The organism is Mycobacterium bourgelatii (assembly GCF_010723575.1).
Classification (GTDB): Bacteria; Actinomycetota; Actinomycetes; order Mycobacteriales; family Mycobacteriaceae; genus Mycobacterium; species Mycobacterium bourgelatii.
In genome coordinates this window covers 138,663-155,054 of sequence record NZ_BLKZ01000001.1, presented here as the reverse complement: position 1 = coordinate 155,054, position 16,392 = coordinate 138,663, and the positions used below count along the sequence as shown (strand labels likewise).

The following is a 16,392-nucleotide window of genomic DNA, read 5'->3' as shown; positions in this document are numbered from 1 at the left end:
GTCCTATGCCTAGTCGTACCATCGTTGACTAATGACTTTCTCTGCACGAACGGCCACATCCTTGTCCGCAGCGGCCAACCTGGAAATGGTCGACATGCGGCAGGGTGGTCGACCCATCGCCGGATCATTCGTCTACGAAGGTCACCGGGTGACGACCACCCGACATGTGCATGATCTCCACCAATTGGAGTACGTCTTGCAGGGCGTGCTCGAGGTGGAGACGGACTCCTCCGCCTACATCATGTCCGCGCGACAAGCCGCGTGGATTCCGGCCGGCCTCGGACACGTCAGCACGATCGACACGCAGGTCCGGTCGGTGTCGATATTTCTGCATCCGATGCTCATTCAACCCGGCCATCGCGGCGCCGGGATCGTCGCCGTGTCGCCGCTTCTCCGCGAAATGATCCGCTATGCGTCCCGCTGGCCCATAAACCGACCATCGTCGGATGCGTTGGCCGATGCCTATTTTCACTGTTTCGCCGAACTGCTGGCCGAGCTTCTCGATGCGCAGCATCCCTTCAGCCTGCCCACCACGCATCATCCGCAGCTCGCGGCGGCGCTCAAACATACGCGAAACAATCTGGACCGCATAACAATTGAAGATGCCGCTGCGTCGGCCGGAATGTCGCCCCGTTCGCTGCGGCGTTTGTGCCAGCGCGACTTGCAGATGACGTGGCGGGAGTACACCCAACAAGCCCGGCTGATGCGCGCCGCGGCACTACTCGCCGATCCTGAGCTGACCGTTCTTCAAGCAGCAACCATGGTCGGCTTCGACAGTGCGAGCTCATTCACGCGGGCGTTCAGGAACACCTGGGGCCAGTCCCCTTCGGCGTACCGCCGCCACGCTGACGCGCCCGGGCTGGCTTAGCGACGTCCCGCCGCCGTCGGACCGGCGACTACCTGCTGCGGCCGGAACTGCCGCCCGAACTGCCTCCGGAGCTGCCACCCGAGCTGCCGCCCGAGCTGCCGCCGGAACTTCCGCCCGAGCTGCCACCGGAGCTGCCACCGGAACTGAAGCCGCCGGAACTGCCGCCGCCGATGGAACCGCCACCGATCGAACCGCCACCCGAGCTGCCGCCCCCGATGGAACCGCCACCGATCGAACCGCCACCCGAGCTGCCGCCTCCGATGGAACCCCCACCCAGGCCGCCGCCACCCAGGCCACCGCCACCCAGGCCACCGCCACCCAGGCCACCGCCGCCGAGGGAGCCGCCGCCCAAGCCGCCACCCGGGCTACCGCCGATGGGACCACCTCCGCCGATACCCCCACCGGGCGACAGTCCCCCACCGGGAGACGGTCCCCCACCGGGGGCAAGTCCCCCACCGGGCGAGAGTCCACCACCGGGGGTAACTCCACCGCCACCGAGCGGCCCACCGCCTCCCCCGAGCGGGGGCGACGGCACTTGCACCGGTGCTGGGACCGACTGCGGCGGTAGGGGAATGACCGGAGGAATACCCAGCCCCGGGAAACCCCCGGGCAAGCCGGGAGCCGGCGGGCTATCCGGGATCGGTTCGCCAATCACCGGCGGGGTGTCCAGACCTGGTGAACCCGGAATCGGTGGGGTATCTGGCGCAGGAACGCCAACCGGGGTTTGAGGTTCTGGAATCGACACGGGAGGCGGCGCCACCGGCACGTACGTCGGCGGGTTGGCCACCGGCACGGTAGTCGGTGGGTATGACACTGGCGGACGCGTGGCCGGTGGCTGCGACACCGGAACCGTTGTCGGTGCGGGGGAGACCGGAGCCGTCGTGGGCGCGGGTGACGACACCGGGACCGTAGCTGACGGCTTCGGCGAGGCCGGAACCGTCGACGGCGCGGGCGACGACACCGGAACGGTGGACGACGGCGACGCCGGAACCGTCGAAGTTGGCGAATGCGCCGGGACTGTGGACGACGGTGACGCCGGAACCGTCGAGGTCGGTGAAGACGCCGGGACGGTCGACGACGGGGACGCCGGAATTGTCGAGGTCGGTGAGGACGCCGGCACCGTCGAGGACGGGGTTGGCGACGCCGGTACGGGCGACGACGGCGAAGACGCCGGCACCGTCGAGGACGGGGTTGGCGACGCCGGAACCGGCGACGACGGCGAAGACGCCGGCACCGTCGATGGAACCGGCGACGATGGCGAGGGCTGTGACACCGGCAGAGTTGGCGCAACCGGAACCGTTGGCTGGCGCGGCGGCGCTAACGGCAACGGAACGAGGAGCGGATAGTCGGGGTAGCTACGCGACACCCGACCCGGCACGATGGTGTCCGGCATTGTCGCGGGCAGCGGAAAGACAACCGGCATCGCCACCGCCGCATCCGCCGGTACTCCGGCAACGGGCAGCTGCGGGGGCGCAAACCCGTTAACCGGCACCGGATTTACCTCTGGGACGACCAACTGGATCAGCCTGGGCGACGGCGCCGACGACACATTCGGCACGGGTTCCCCCTGCTGAGTCGGGAAGATGAAGTTTTGTCCCGGCAGTTGTCGCACAGCTACGGCGGTATCCCGGATGCCAAGCGCCAGTGCAACTTCCAGTGCCACCACCGCGCTGATGAGCCCCACTGCCGCGATGCTGCCCAACAGCAGCATCGGTCTGCGTTGCTGCGGAGTCTCAATTATGCTGGTTTCTTCACCGGTGTCCAACACCACGGTGAAGGCCTCGGTGTCCTTATGCTCATCAGGTATTTCGCTATAGGCGAGCTTCTCGTCGCTGGCGGCCATCGCGTCGGAAAATATCGGTTCAGTAGCCGAATCATGATCGGACGCAATGGCTTCGGTGTAGAAGGCAACCGTTGACGGGTGGGCAGAGGCCAATGCCGCACCACGCGCAAGCGCGGTCTTTGGTTCCTCCGGAACAACTATCGCAAGCGAAGTCGCCGTCTGCAGTTGCCATTTCATCGAAGCGACATCGACGTCGGAGCCGATGACGAACAGGCCTTCAGGGCGCGTCTCGAGAGCCTCCGCCTCCCTAGCGAGCCGAGCCAGCTGCGCCATGTGGTCGGGGCCGTCCAGCGCTTCCTTGTGAATGTCATCGATCGCCCCGTCGGCGGCGGCAACGACCGCCAAGGTCGCGGTGTCGGGCTCGACCAGCAGCACGGCAATGCGCTCGTAGCCGTTCGCCTGCCCAACCGACTGGGCCAATGCCGCGGCAGCCAGGAACGCCGAGACCAGCATGACCTTGTCGACACGGTGCGCGGTCAACGCGTCGCGCAACGTGGCTGCCTCTAATTGGTCGGTCCAGGTCACCCCAATCGAGGCCACCTGGTGGCCGGCGTCGTTTGCATCCGCCTGCGTACCCAGGATTGCAGCCACCACTTGATTAGTTGCTGAGTCGGAGGCCTTCGATACCCGAAGCTCGCCCGTTTCGACGGTGACGCCGTCTGCGTTTTCCCCATCAACCAGCACCATACGGATTGCCGCAGGTGTCATCGATAGCCCGATTACGATGTCCACGCTACTCCAATTGTCTTTGCTAGCGAGCTACGTTTCCACGCTTCGTTAGGCTCGCGAAAGACAACCTAACGCCGCAATGCATGTACTTCGTTAGTCAGAGTTAGGTGCTAGCTGTGACTTCGCCGGCGCGAGGATTCAGGGGTTGCGGACGCACTCGTACGTGAGAGGGATGTCGGGACCGAGTTCGACGACGTCGAACTGGTCGACTCCGATGTGGTTGAAGGAGTCAGCCTTGATTCCGAGGCTCGACCACTTGGCGGTGTTCGTACGGTCGTCAGCGAACGTCAACGGAATCTCACCCCCATCTGACAGCAGCATGCCGTAGGTCTTGAGCGCCTTGAGGATTACCTTCTCGGACTTCGAGTACTTCGACTCATCGAAGTCGGCCCTCAGCCGAAACCACACACCGTAGGGCGGAGCATTCGGGTCGGAATTCTGCGGTCCGCCAGCGTGTGTCGCCGGACGCACGTAGACCCCCTCGCGCATGTGGCTGTTTGGAAGGATGAACCGAAGCGGGTGATTCACTGCGCCGGAGGCAACTTCGTCAGCGGTCGGAAGCAGCGCTGCGATCGGGAATCCCGCGGCGTCGGCGCTGGTGCACTGATCACCACGAAGAGTCTCCGGATAGGACTTGTTCAGGTCCCAGACGAAAAAGCCCACGGCCGCAATTGCATCGTCCCGTTTCGAGCCTTGGTAGATCTCGTAGAGCTTGTGCTCGTCGCGTTCCACCACGAGCAGATGGCAGTCGCCCTGGCCCTCGGTATTGCCCGACGGGTCACAGGTAAGGTCCGACGACCCCTCGATGTAAGCGTTGGGAGGCACGGGCATTCGCGCCGGAACTTGATCGCAGTCGGGGCCGCCAAAGCAATACTCCTCGGCGCCAACCACTTGCATACGGGGCGTGTTGCGATCGGCGTAGAAGATCGGAATCGAAAAGTCGATCTGAAAAGCATTGCCGTTCCCCCAGCCACCGGCGGCACTCAGTGCCTCGATGATGGCGGCGCTGCGCTGCGCGACGGCCGATCCGCTGACGTTCTTGCCGAACGGTTCGGCGACTTCGAACAACGCTCCACTAGCGGCGGGCTGGCCGATGTTGGTGCTGGTTGGCACGCTCGAACCCGATGGCGGCTTGCTCGTACTGCTGCCGCTGTTACAGCCGGTGCTCACCAACCCGACTGCGCAGCACGCAACAAGAACTTTCGTGAGGACAGAGCGGGACATCGGGTCGGTCCCCCCGTGGCTCAGCCGGCGAAGTCTGGGCAGAGATTGGTCGTCGCGGCGCTGACGAACAGCGTTCCGTTGCTGATCCCGTATTGCTTTTCGACCTTGCTCATCTCGTCGAGGACGGAGGCCCCGCCGCGTAGGTCACTGCACGTCTGGTAACCCGCCGCGACCACCTGATCCGGCGTCTTGCCGGGAAGCATGACGTTATTGGTTCGCAGTTCGCTGAGGAAGCTGTTCGCGTCGGCCGACGCCGTCGGGGAACACAAGACAGCGCCGGTGGCCAGGGCTACCAGGGAAGGAGCGACGAATCGCAAGATCGAACTCATGACGGGTTCCTTTCGCCGGAAGGTTTCCCGCGCATTCCCGTTTGTCCATTTTTCGAAACGATAAAAGCGACGGATTGGACCGTCGACGACTCTCCGTGCCTTTGGTACGGGTGATGGCCATGCGGCTGCGGCTGCAGATGCGACTGCAGATGAAGTGTTTACGACGCCCCGCCGCTAGAACGGTGGTGGTTCGTCGTCGGGGTCCAGCGGTGGGCCTTGTACGAGTTCGCCGGTCATGCTGAAGATGCGGATCTTGGCGCGGGCTTCGCGGTTGCGTTTACGTTCGGCCTTGACCCGTGTGGCGCGCTCTTGGGCGCGGGTGCGGCGCCGGCGGGGCATCATCGCGGCGCGCTGCCCGCAATAGTCCTCGGTGCCCTCGACCTTGAGACGAGGCATACCCCCCACCGCGCGGCACAGGCTGGGGAACAGCAACGCGCTGCCCGGGGTGGTGACGTGGGTGTCCCCGCTCGGGGACGTCAGGATCAGGGTGCCATCAGCCAGCTGTTGTTCGGTCCACCCGACAAACGTCTTCACCAAATGATGAAAAGTGCAGTAACACTTCATGTTCCCCGCATGCGTAGGACCACCCTGGGCATACGGGATGGTGTGATCGAGCTGGCAGTCCCAGGCCGACACCTCACACCCCGGCCACCGACACGTCAGATCCCGGCACTTGAGGAAATCCGCCAACCCCGCCGACGGCCGATAATGCGGTTCCGGCGCGGTGTCGCCGGGATGAGCCAACGGCACCACGGTCGCCGTGTGAGCCAACTCAGCCACCAGCTCAGGGGTGATCAGCCCGTCGGCGCGGACCTCGCAGGCCGGGGTGGTGCCGGCGCCCTGCAGGGTGGCCTGTTCGGCGATGACGTGGATGACCACCGGCGAGGCCGGCTTCTTCCCACCAGCGGTGCAGTCTTTGCGTTGGCAGTGACACGCCAGCCGGTCCGCCCCCGCGGCCAGTGCCCCCAGCGCATCGGCGCGGCGCTGCTCCCGGCTGCGCGGATCGTGGGCACATACCGTGCCCGCCAGCGCGGACAGGCGTTTGTCCAGGGCGTGGGCGTCGGGGGTCAGGAAGAATCCCTCGATGCGCGAGATGCCGTCCTGGTCCCCGCCGATCCACACCTGCCGATCCGTGTGCTGCTGGTCGCGCCGGCGCAGCGCATCGCGGTCCTGGCCGGCCACGATCTTGTCCACCTGCGCGGCCAACCGGCCCCTGGTCAGCGAGGGCCAGCGGCTGATATTGGTGGCGATCAGCTCATCGACGCGGGCCAGGATCTCCGGGTCCTCGATCGCATCAGTGTGATAGGCAATCGTGATAAAAGCACGGAAGTCGATGTCCCCGGCACCAAACACCTCCCCGGTCTTGGGCAGGCGCTCACGCATCACCCGCGCATAATGCAGCCGGCTCAAAGCCAGCCCCCGACTGATCCGCAGCCCCGCCCCCACCTCCGCAGCGACCGCGGCCATCGCATCAATGGCCCAGTCCTCATCACACCCACAGTCGGCGAACCGTTGGGCGAACAACTCCCCGATCGCCACCAACTGCGCGGCCGCGGCCTGATTCTCCACCCGCGCCGCCGCCCGCACCCGATCCAGCCACTTCGTGGTCTCCGCGGTCGTGGACAGCAACGCCTCCCGCCGCACCAGGCTCTCATCCAGCCACGCCAACGCCTCTTCGGGCACCACCCGCTCGGATAACCGCCCCCGCGACGTCGCCGGCCGCGGGTCGTCGAACATCGACAACTGGGAATCGAACATACTTTCGATTATAGCCAGCGCCACTGACTTGATGCTGACAAAGCGGGCTGGTCGATGATGACGCTGATCAAGCGCGGGCCGGGTCGTCTCCCAGTTGAGCTGTCCCACTGGTAATCGGGCGCTGATCAACAGCAGCGCCGAGGCGCGATGACAATCAGGAGCCTGGCAGGTCCGCCCGCTCCGCCACGATTTCGTGGTCGCGGACGAAAAAGAGTGACGAGTTCGGCAAGTCGATGAATTTCCGTTCGTCTTCCAGCAACGCCCTGCCCGCCTCGCGTCCTATCTCCGACGTACTTGCCGCGACCATGTCTTCCACACTGTCCCAAGAGAGTTCGGCGACGCCGTCATAGGGCGGCACCTCGCAGCCGCGCACGGCGGCCGCGGCGCCGAGGCGTGGATCGGCGATGGCATGCCCCTGGGTGTACCGGCGGATCCCCAGCGCGGCCGCATAGCTACGCACCAACGGCCCATGGCTTTCCAACCAGTAGCGGTGAAACTCCTCTGGCGACAACGTCGGCAGACGCCTGAGACAGAAAACGATCTTGATCACTTGGACTCCCCTGTCGGTTCAGCGGCGCGCGTGGTAGACCTCGACCCATGGGAGAGCGTGTCACGTCAACCTCAACGACTCGTCGAAGCAGCTGATCTCATGACCGAACGCGAGACCGCTGCCGACGCCTACATCGATGACGAGTAAGTCGGCGAAGCAGATTCCGTCACCACGCCGCCGCGGCGCACTGCGGCCCCTAGAGCCCCTTCTAGTTGGAATGCTCGCCGCCGCAGTCAGCATGGGCTGGGCCGGCCGGCCGTCGTACTGGTATGACGAAGCCGCAACGATCTCGGCCTCATACAGTCGGTCCCTTGGCCAGTTATGGCACATGTTGGGCAATGTCGATGCCGTCCACGGTCTCTACTACCTGCTCATGCACTGCTGGTTCCAGATTTTCCCGCCCACCGAGTTCTGGTCCCGCGCACCGAGCGCTCTGGCCGTTGGAGGCACTGCAGCGGGGGTAGTGGTGTTGGGCAACCAACTGTCGTCTCGCACTGCCGCGGTTACCGCCGGATTTCTGTGCGCGATTTTGCCCCGCGCCACGTGGGCGGGCATCGAAGCCCGTCCATACGCACTGTCGATGATGGCCGCTGCCTGGCTCACGGTCCTGCTCATCTGTGCCGTGCGGCGTAACACCGTATGGATATGGCTGACTTACGGCATCGCCCTGGCTGCGGCGATCGTGCTCGACGTGTATTTAGCGCTGCTGCTCGTGGCGTATGCCATTTTCGTTTGCATCGATCAGCGTCGACGAATGGTCTTGCTGCCGTTCACCCTTACATCGGCCGCCGCAGTCACTGCCGTCGCACCGTTCGTGGCGGTCGTGGCCGGGCAAGTGCACCAGATCAGCTGGGTCGCACCTATCGGGCACCGAACGATCGAAGACGTCGCGGTCCAGCAATATTTCGAGAGGAACCCACCGTTCGCGATTCTGTCGGCCTTGGTCGCGGTGGCCGCTGTTGCCGTCTGGCTGCGCTCGTCCCGGCAACCGACGGAGGGTGATCGCCAGCTGCTGATCATGGCGCTCGCGTGGCTGGTAATCCCGACCGCTCTGATTGTCATGTGGTCGGTGGTGGCCCACCCGATCTATACGCCCCGCTACTTGACCTTCACCGCGCCGGCCGTGGCACTGATCCTCGGGGTGTGCATAGCCGCGGTAGCGGTCAAGCCATGGATCGCGGTAGTGCTAGTCATCGTGTTCACGCTTTCCGCTGCCCCGAATTATGTTCGTATACAACGTAATCCGTATGCAAAATACGGCATGGATTACAGCCAGGTAGCCGACCTGATCGATGCGAAGGCGGCACCCGGAGACTGCTTGCTGGTGAACGACACGGTGTCGTTCATGCCTGCCCCAATGCGACCGTTGCTGGCGGCACGCCCGGATACCTATCGAAAACTGGACGATCTCACCCTCTGGCAGCGAGCAACCGACCGCAATGACGTCTTCGACACCAACCTCATACCTGAGGTCGTCGCCGGCCCGCTGCGTCAGTGCAAGGTCGTGTGGATCGTCACCGAGGCGGATAAGTCAATGCCGGCCCACGAACAGGGCATCGCGCTGCCACCGGGTCCGCGCTATGGAGCGACCCCCGCCTTTGCGGTTCCGCGCGACTTGGGGTTCCGGCTAGTTGAGCGGTGGCAGTTCAACCTGGTTCAGGTCATCCAAGCGGTGCGGTAGCCGCTACCAGACGCGGATGTAATCGATGAGCATGGACGCCGGGAACGAACCGCCCGCGGGATCACCAGCCCCGACTCCACCGACGGCAAGTGTGAACATGGGGGTCATCCAGTAACCCGGATTGTTGAACGGCCAGCGGAAGTCGTCGGGAGCGCCGCCGTAGACGTGGATGGGCTTCGGCGGAACGCTGAAGTACTGGGCGCCATCACGGAAGAACTTGAAGCCACCCTCATCCCAGCGCATTTGCCAGGTGTGCCAGTTCTCGTCCACCAAACCGGGAATGGACTTTCCTTCCCAGGTCTTCCCGTTCGATGCCGCATGGACCGTGGAGCCTGGGGCCCACTCGCCGTTGCCGTACCACTCGAAAATGTCGACTTCGCCATCGGGCAGCGGATCTTCGTTTACGGTCCAGAATGCGGGCCACAGACCCGGGCTGAGGCAATCCAGTTTGATCCGCGCTTCCCAGGTGGTGTTGATCATGCCTCGCCAGTTACCACGCAGCTTGCCGCTGTAATAACCGTCTAGCTCTCTGGTTGCCCGCAGCACGAGGTTGGAATTGCCGTCTTGGAAAACGTTGCGGCGATCGTCCCGGTAAATCCCATCTACCGGGGGGAACACGTCGTCCTGCCAGGTTTGCACAGTCCACTTGCTGGGATCGGGACCCGAGCCGGCCGGACCGTCGAATTCGTCATGGAAGAGGTAGGGCCCGGAAGGACCCGCGGATGGCGCTTGAGGCGGCGAGGGGTGAGCCTGGGCTTCGGGCACGCGAATCGCGGCCGCGGCTGCCAGCATGCCTAATCCGGTCGTCAACAACATGCTGCGACGATCCATTGAGGTACCACCGTTCTTTAGAGCAGGGATCTCAGTCTCGCGCCTTCCCCCTAGCCAATTTCATAAACGGTGTTATACAACCACGCGCCGGGGGACTCGCGCATCTCGCCACACAGGGTCGTCGCCACTTCGGGACTACTTAACGTTGCCTCACCTGGTGTGACATGGTCTCCGGTAACGCCATTGGTCCAAGACTGTACCGCCCGGCCCCTGAGGTGGTAGACCTCACCCATGGGCGAGCGCGTCACGTTCCCAAGCTCCACGGGTCCGATGCTGGCCGGCATCATCGACAAGCCGGAAGGGGCCGTGCGCGGCTGGGGCGTGTTTGCCCACGGCTTCACGCTGAACAAGGAATCTCCGGCCGCATCCCGGATCTGTAAGCAACTCGCCTCGGACGGCATCGGCATGCTGCGCTTCGATGCACTGGGCCTCGGTGGATCCGAAGGAGATTGGGGTGACGGGTCGTTCACCGGGAAGGTCGACGACATCGTCAAGGCTTGCGAATTCATGGCCGAGCGAAACACCGCACCCGACATCCTGATCGGGCATTCGTGGGGCGGCGCGGCGGTACTGGCCGCTGCCCGACAGGCTCCGGGGGTGCGCGCGGTTGTCACCGTGGCCGCACCCGTGGACCCCAGCCACGTCGAAAAACATTACGACGCCGTCGTCGACCGCTGCCTGTCCGAAGGCAGTGCCGAGTGGATGGTCGGGGGGCGCACGCTGACCCTCAAGCGGGCATTCGTCGAGGATGTCCGCGAGGCCCACCTGCACGACAAGATCAAGACCTTGCGACTGCCGCTGCTGATCCTGCACTCCCCCACCGACAACACCGTCGGCATCCGCAACGCGACCGAGATCTTCCGGTTGGCCCGGCACCCGCGTAGTTTCGTGTCTCTTGAGGGTTCCGACCACCTACTCACCGCCCGTGGTCAGGCTCGGCGCGCGGGACGAATCATTGGCGCGTGGGCGGACGCATACCTCGACGACGAGTAGTAGTAGGCGAGCACTAAGGGGAGTCGATGAAAACCACGGTGGCCCTCGTCGATCAACCGGGCGGCGAGTTCTCCCTCGAAGAGGTTGAGCTCGACGGCCCGCGCGACGACGAGATCCTCGTCCGGATTGTCGCAACGGGGCTGTGCCACACCGATATTCACCTGAAGGCCGCCCTTCCGGCCGAAACCTTTCCCCGAGTCCTCGGCCACGAAGGCGCCGGAGTGGTCGAGGCGGTGGGCTCGGGAGTCAGCGGCATCGAGGTGGACGACCACGTGGTGCTCAGCTTCCGCTCGTGCCGGAATTGCGAAAGCTGCACCACCGGACCGGTCGGCTACTGCCCCTCGGCAATGCTGCTCAACTACCTGGGTATGCGCTTGGACGGGTCGACGACTTACACACGCAGCGGCTCCCCTGTATTCGGCAACTTCTTTGGGCAATCGAGCCTTTCGAGGCACGCGATCGCCTACGCGGACAACTGCGTCGTCGTCGACAAGTCCATCGACCTGACGAAGGTGGCCCCGTACGGATGCGGCTTCCAGACCGGGGCCGGCACCGTGCTCAACGTGCTCAAGCCGGACCCGGCTGACAGCCTGGTCGTCTTCGGCGTCGGCGCGGTCGGTTTGGCCGCGTTCGCCGCTGCCAAGCATCTGCAGGTCGGGACGCTGGTGGCGGTCGACCCCCTCGAGAGCCGCCGCGATGCCGCGGCCGCCTACGGCGCGGTCGGCGTTGACCCAACCGCGGAAGGGGACGTCATCGCACGGGTGAAGGAACTGACCGGCGGCGGCGCATCGTATGCGATTGACACGACAGCGATTTCGCCGGTGGTGAAGCAGGCTCAACTGTCGTTGCGCAACCGCGGCACGCTGGTCGCGCTCGGCCTCGGGGCCGAGGAGTACACGATAGACGCGCTCGACCTGCTGCAAACAGGCAAGGTGATCAGGTCTTCGATCGAGGGCGACGCGGACCCACAGGAGATGGTGCCGCAGTTGATCGAGTTGAACGCCGCGGGTGAGTTCGATGTCGACGGGCTGATCGCGACTTACCCGTTCAGCGAGATCAACACGGCCGTCTCCGATGTGCTAGCGGGAAGGGTCGTCAAACCGGTGTTCGTCTGGTGAGGATCGACGCCGTCGAGACCCTCCACTGCTAGCCCTTGCCAGCATCTTCCTTTGTCGTGTAATCGATTTCGAGCTCTTGCTCGGGACGCTGCGCCTCGGCACGGAGGGAGTGGGTGTAGTAAGCCTTGTCCGCATCCGTGAGGGGAGGTTGGACAATGCTTCTGGGCCACAAGCGTCGGGCACGGACAACGTCGATCTGCATGGCATAGACGATCACGGTCGCCTGAAGGGCCAACCACGCGAGAAGTCCAAGGACGGCACCGAACATCCCGGCGACGGCCTGAGCGTGGCGCAGTTGGCGGTCCACAATGATGCCCGCCGCGGTGAGCAAGACTTGCCACCCCAAGGCGCTGATCGCGGCGCCCAACATCATCGACCGGACCGGCACACCTGAAGCCGCAACCCGGAACAGGACCAAGAAGAAGCCGAAACCTAATACCGTTCCGACGGCAAGGCTGACGAAGCGCGCAGGTAGGCCGCCGAAGCCCATCGATGCCGCAGCGCCCGCGGCGGTACTCGCAGCACCGGTGACCACGACAATGAGGCCCAACAGTGAGAGCAGGGTGAAGGTCCGCAAGTACCGGGGGAAGAATCCCGGCCAGTCGACTTTGGGTACGGCCCACACGGTGTTCAGCGTCTTCTGCAACGCATGGGCGAACCCTCGGCCGCCAATCAGTGCCCCACCGATTCCGATAAGTAGCGAGGGCGCCGTGCCGCTGAACGCTTCGACACCAAGTTGGTCGTGAATCTGGCCGCCGACGATAGGGAACTCGGCAAAAGCTGAGCTCACGACTTTTGCGTGCAGGTCGGGATGGCTGCGTAACACCACGCCCAGCACGGCGGTGAATGCCAGCAGCAGAGGAAACGTCGCCAAGAACGCGTGATACGTCAGCAGCGCCACCAGGTTGCCCGCCTCGTCATCGCCGAATTTCTTGACCACGGCGATCGGGAAGCCCATGACCGAGTGGCGCTGCTGCCAACGGTCGAATCTGCGAAATACCCGTTCGATCGCGTTCGGCTGCGACTCATTCGCCTCGTCTTCATCACCGGCGTCCCCGTTCTCGCAGTCATCCATCGGTCAACCTCCCACGCACCCGTCGGGGGATACCCGGAAACCCAACCCTTGCAACGGCAATCGCGGCCACATTTGAGCAACGGTCGAGCTACTGCGTCAACGCGATCTGACTGAAGAGCACCGATGTTGTTGGAAGAGAAGGTGAACAAGCCCTGCGGTTCATAACGCGGCTCATAAAAGGGTGAGCCCGGCTGACGAAGAGTCAGCCGGGCTCATGGGTGGAGGAGACGTCAGCGTCTCATCACCCCGGTCCGCCCACCGCCCAATCGGGACCTTGGTCCGTAGACGCCCGCGACGATGGCAACACCGATCGCGGCCAGTACCACCTGGACCAGTAGCTCCATCCAGTCGACACCTGGCGTCGCGGTTGGGATGCCCAACTTGTCAGCCAGCAGCGTGCCGAGCAGGGCGGCACCAATACCGACCACAATCGTCAACCAAATGGGGATGCGCTGCTTTCCCGGAACAACGAGTCGTCCCAGCGCACCAACCACCAGGCCGATGAGTATGGCGCTTAATACACCGTGAATTGTCATGTCGTTTCTCCCGTCGAGTGCATGATGCAGATCACATACCCGGCGGATCTCGCCATCAAACGCATGCATAATTCCGTCTTCGCATCGAATCCGTTGCATGCGAGGCCCCTTGAGTATGACTTGTCTATGACCCGGAGGGGCCCTGGAAAGCGGGGGCTGGCGTTCGTTATCGTCGCGCTCATGCTCGGTGGACTTGCCGCGACCCTGTGGGGCCAGCAGCGTCGGCTCATCTACTTTCCGACGCGCGGTCCGGTGCCGTCGGTGACCACCATCGCGCGCGACGCACAAGACGTCGTCCTGGAGACCGCCGACGGACTCCGACTCGGAGCGTGGTACCTACCAAGCCGAGGCCCCAGACCGGGCACTAGAGCAAGCCCGGGCCCGGCAATTCTGGTCTGCAACGGCAACGGCGGCGACCGTTCCGGACGGGCGCCACTGGCCCTCGCCCTGCAACGCGCGGGCTTCTCGGTACTGCTGTTCGACTACCGCGGCTACGGAGAAAACCCCGGGAAGCCCACCGAGGAGGGCCTGGCCCTCGACGCGGCCGCCGCTCGGGCCTGGCTTGTCGCACGGCCCGAGGTTGACCCTAAGCGTCTGGTGTATTTCGGCGAATCGCTAGGTGGCGCCGTCTCGCTGCGGCTTGCCCTTGAACATCCGCCTGCGGCCTTGGTCTTGCGTTCGCCGTTCACCTCACTGGCCGACGCCGGCCGGGTCCACTATCCGTATCTGCCGTTGCATCTCCTGCTGTTGGACCGCTACCCGTCCATCGACCGGATCGCCGCTCTGAGGGCGCCCTTGCTGGTCATCGCCGGCGACCGGGACAGTGTGGTGCCAGATACGTTGAGCCGGCGGCTGTTTGACGCAGCCCCCGAACCCAAGAAGTTCGTGTTGATAGCCGACGCAGACCACAATGATCGGGAACTGCTCGACGGCACTGAATTGATCGGCGAGACGCTGAAATTCCTGCGCGAACACTCGGTGCTGTAAAGCGGTCCAACGGATACACCAGGGGCGGTCCCTGCGTGTAGCGTGCTCGCATGGTTCAACAGTTGGATGCGGCCATCCAGCAATCGCCAGAGGCCCGCGTTCACACGTGGCTGGCCGACTTCGAGTCCGCCTTGGCGGCACGCGACGTCGACCGCGTAGCTGCGAAGTTCAACCAAGACAGCCTCTGGCGGGATCTGGTGGCGTTCACCTGGAATATCAAGACAGTCGAGGGCCGCGAAGGCATCGTCAACATGTTGCGTGCGCGGCTCGACGACACTAACCCGGCGGGTTTTCGCACCCAGGAACCTCCGGTCGACGAGGGCGACGGCGTGACGTCGGCGTTCATCGAGTTCGAGACCACCGTCGGCCGGGCCGTCGGTCACCTGCGGCTCAAGGGTGATCAGGGTTGGACACTGCTCACCGCGCTGAACGAGCTCAAGGGCCACGAGGAGCCGGTCGGTTCGCGCCGACCGCTCGGGGCGGTGCACGGTCCCGACCGGGACCTGACATGGGCCGAGAAGCGCGCGGAACACGAAGCCTCCCTCGGCTATTCGCAACAGCCGTATGTAGTGATCGTTGGGGGCGGCCAAGGCGGAATCGCGCTGGGTGCCCGGCTGAGCCAGGTGGGGGTCCCGGCCATCGTCCTAGAAAAGCACGCCCGCCCCGGCGACAACTGGCGTACTCGGTACAAGACGCTCTGCCTTCATGATCCGGTGTGGTACGACCACTTGCCGTATCTGCCGTTCCCGCCGAACTGGCCGGTGTTTTCGCCAAAGGACAAGATCGCGGACTGGCTCGAGTTCTATACGCGGGTAATGGAAATCCCGTACTGGACATCGACCACGTGCCTTTCGGCGTCTTTTGGTGCCGATACCAAACGGTGGACGGTCGAGGTCGACCGCGACGGTGAACGGCACACACTACGGCCCACCCACCTGGTGCTGGCGACGGGCATGGCGGGCAAGCCGAATGTGCCGGAACTCCCCGGCCAGAACGAGTTTCGGGGGGAACAGCATCACTCCAGCCAGCATCCCGGCCCGGACGCCTATGCGGGCAAGCGCGCCGTCGTGATCGGCTCCGGCACCTCCGCACACGACATCTGTAAGGCGCTCTACGAGAACGGCGCTGACGTCACCATGGTGCAGCGTGCGTCGACCCTCGTCGTCACGTCCGAGGCGGTGCTGGAAATCGCACTCGGCGGCCTGTACTCCGAGCAGGCGGCGGCTGCGGGTATCACGACCGAAAAGGCCGACCTGACAGGGGCATCGGTGCCGTACCGGATCATCGCGGACTTCCAGAAGCCGATATCGGACGCGATGCGATTGCGCGACAGTGATTTATACGAGCGCCTGGCGCAGGCCGGCTTCCGGCTGGATTTCGGCGACGACGACTCCGGCCAGTTCATGAAGTACCTGCGGCGCGGCGGCGGCTTCTATATCGATGTCGGCGCCTGCGATCTCATCTGCGACGGCAGCATCAAGCTTCGCCACGGTGCGGTGGACCGGCTGACCGAGGACTCGGTGATGCTGGCCGACGGCACCCAACTGCCCGCCGATCTGGTTGTCTACGCCACCGGCTTCCGGTCGATGAACAGCTTTGTGGCAGACCTGATCGGTCAGGACGTGGCCGACAGGGTCGGCAAGGTGTGGGGCTACGGTTCGGGCACCACCCAAGACCCCGGACCGTGGGAAGGCGAGCTGCGCAACATGTGGAAGCCGACCCAACAGGAGAACCTGTGGTTCCACGGCGGCAACCTGCACCAATCACGGCATTACTCGCTCTTCTTGGCGCTGCAACTCAAGGCCCGTTATGAGGGGATCCCCACGCCCGTATACGGCTTGCAAGAGGTGCACCACCCCACCTAAAGGAG

The 16,392-nt window shown here is 64.4% G+C and carries 16 protein-coding genes and 1 pseudogene; 8 read left to right on the top strand and 9 right to left on the bottom strand.

All coding sequences use genetic code 11. From position 1 onward, the window contains the following. The first annotated feature begins 31 nt into the window (after window positions 1-31). Complete coding sequence (locus G6N68_RS00660; protein ID WP_275899923.1) at window positions 32-868, top strand: helix-turn-helix transcriptional regulator; 837 nt, start codon at window positions 32-34, stop codon at window positions 866-868. Between the two features lie 28 nt (window positions 869-896). Here G6N68_RS00660 and G6N68_RS30045 read toward each other — a convergent pair whose 3' ends face one another. Beyond that, window positions 897-1,682, bottom strand: a complete 786-nt coding sequence (locus G6N68_RS30045) for a hypothetical protein (RefSeq protein ID WP_205351201.1) — start codon at window positions 1,680-1,682, stop codon at window positions 897-899. A gap of 10 nt (window positions 1,683-1,692) precedes the next feature. Between G6N68_RS30045 and G6N68_RS30040 the strand changes: the two genes are divergently transcribed. Next, window positions 1,693-2,214, top strand: a complete 522-nt coding sequence (locus G6N68_RS30040) for a hypothetical protein (protein WP_205351200.1) — start codon at window positions 1,693-1,695, stop codon at window positions 2,212-2,214. 33 nt (window positions 2,215-2,247) lie between these two features. Then, window positions 2,248-2,442, top strand: a complete 195-nt coding sequence (locus G6N68_RS30035; RefSeq protein WP_205351199.1) for a hypothetical protein — start codon at window positions 2,248-2,250, stop codon at window positions 2,440-2,442. 398 nt (window positions 2,443-2,840) lie between these two features. On the opposite strand, the pseudogene G6N68_RS32285 reads toward G6N68_RS30035, so the two are convergent. The 5 genes and pseudogenes from G6N68_RS32285 to G6N68_RS00635 form a co-directional block, all read right to left on the bottom strand. Beyond that, window positions 2,841-3,398, bottom strand: a pseudogene (locus G6N68_RS32285) (DUF7159 family protein); the annotation flags it as partial. A gap of 180 nt (window positions 3,399-3,578) precedes the next feature. Then, the gene (locus G6N68_RS00650; protein ID WP_163706674.1) at window positions 3,579-4,553 is read right to left on the bottom strand and encodes a hypothetical protein; all 975 of its coding nucleotides are present in this window, start codon (window positions 4,551-4,553) and stop codon (window positions 3,579-3,581) included. A 131-nt stretch (window positions 4,554-4,684) separates the two neighbouring features. Then, window positions 4,685-4,993 (bottom strand): DUF732 domain-containing protein, encoded by a 309-nt coding sequence (locus G6N68_RS00645; protein WP_163706672.1) that lies wholly within the window; start codon window positions 4,991-4,993, stop codon window positions 4,685-4,687. A gap of 174 nt (window positions 4,994-5,167) precedes the next feature. Further along, window positions 5,168-6,730: an HNH endonuclease signature motif containing protein gene (locus G6N68_RS00640; RefSeq protein ID WP_163717963.1), complete on the bottom strand. Its 1,563-nt coding sequence runs from the start codon at window positions 6,728-6,730 to the stop codon at window positions 5,168-5,170. Window positions 6,731-6,905: 175 nt separating this feature from the next. Beyond that, the gene (locus G6N68_RS00635) at window positions 6,906-7,301 is read right to left on the bottom strand and encodes an EthD domain-containing protein (RefSeq protein ID WP_163706670.1); all 396 of its coding nucleotides are present in this window, start codon (window positions 7,299-7,301) and stop codon (window positions 6,906-6,908) included. A 160-nt stretch (window positions 7,302-7,461) separates the two neighbouring features. Here G6N68_RS00635 and G6N68_RS00630 point away from each other — a divergent pair, with 160 nt between their 5' ends. Next, window positions 7,462-8,982, top strand: coding sequence for a glycosyltransferase family 39 protein (locus G6N68_RS00630; protein ID WP_371871667.1), 1,521 nt, complete (start codon window positions 7,462-7,464; stop codon window positions 8,980-8,982). A gap of 3 nt (window positions 8,983-8,985) precedes the next feature. Here G6N68_RS00630 and G6N68_RS00625 read toward each other — a convergent pair whose 3' ends face one another. Then, on the bottom strand, window positions 8,986-9,813 hold the full coding sequence (locus tag G6N68_RS00625) for a glycoside hydrolase family 16 protein (RefSeq protein WP_163706666.1): 828 nt from the start codon (window positions 9,811-9,813) through the stop codon (window positions 8,986-8,988). 231 nt (window positions 9,814-10,044) lie between these two features. On the opposite strand from G6N68_RS00625, the gene G6N68_RS00620 reads away from it, so the two are divergent. Both G6N68_RS00620 and G6N68_RS00615 read left to right on the top strand, forming a co-directional pair. After that, the gene (locus G6N68_RS00620) at window positions 10,045-10,806 is read left to right on the top strand and encodes an alpha/beta hydrolase family protein (protein ID WP_163706664.1); all 762 of its coding nucleotides are present in this window, start codon (window positions 10,045-10,047) and stop codon (window positions 10,804-10,806) included. Between the two features lie 26 nt (window positions 10,807-10,832). After that, window positions 10,833-11,924 (top strand): NAD(P)-dependent alcohol dehydrogenase, encoded by a 1,092-nt coding sequence (locus G6N68_RS00615; RefSeq protein ID WP_163706661.1) that lies wholly within the window; start codon window positions 10,833-10,835, stop codon window positions 11,922-11,924. Window positions 11,925-11,952: 28 nt separating this feature from the next. On the opposite strand, the gene G6N68_RS00610 is transcribed toward G6N68_RS00615, so the two are convergent. Both G6N68_RS00610 and G6N68_RS00605 read right to left on the bottom strand, forming a co-directional pair. Then, window positions 11,953-12,999 (bottom strand): YihY/virulence factor BrkB family protein, encoded by a 1,047-nt coding sequence (locus G6N68_RS00610; RefSeq protein ID WP_163706659.1) that lies wholly within the window; start codon window positions 12,997-12,999, stop codon window positions 11,953-11,955. A 230-nt stretch (window positions 13,000-13,229) separates the two neighbouring features. Beyond that, entirely contained in the window at window positions 13,230-13,535 is a 306-nt protein-coding gene (locus tag G6N68_RS00605) for a GlsB/YeaQ/YmgE family stress response membrane protein (RefSeq protein WP_163706657.1), read from the bottom strand. Between the two features lie 180 nt (window positions 13,536-13,715). Here G6N68_RS00605 and G6N68_RS00600 point away from each other — a divergent pair, with 180 nt between their 5' ends. Both G6N68_RS00600 and G6N68_RS00595 read left to right on the top strand, forming a co-directional pair. Beyond that, window positions 13,716-14,522: an alpha/beta hydrolase gene (locus G6N68_RS00600; protein WP_163706655.1), complete on the top strand. Its 807-nt coding sequence runs from the start codon at window positions 13,716-13,718 to the stop codon at window positions 14,520-14,522. Window positions 14,523-14,572: 50 nt separating this feature from the next. Further along, on the top strand, window positions 14,573-16,387 hold the full coding sequence (locus G6N68_RS00595; RefSeq protein WP_163706653.1) for a flavin-containing monooxygenase: 1,815 nt from the start codon (window positions 14,573-14,575) through the stop codon (window positions 16,385-16,387). Window positions 16,388-16,392: the final 5 nt, after the last annotated feature.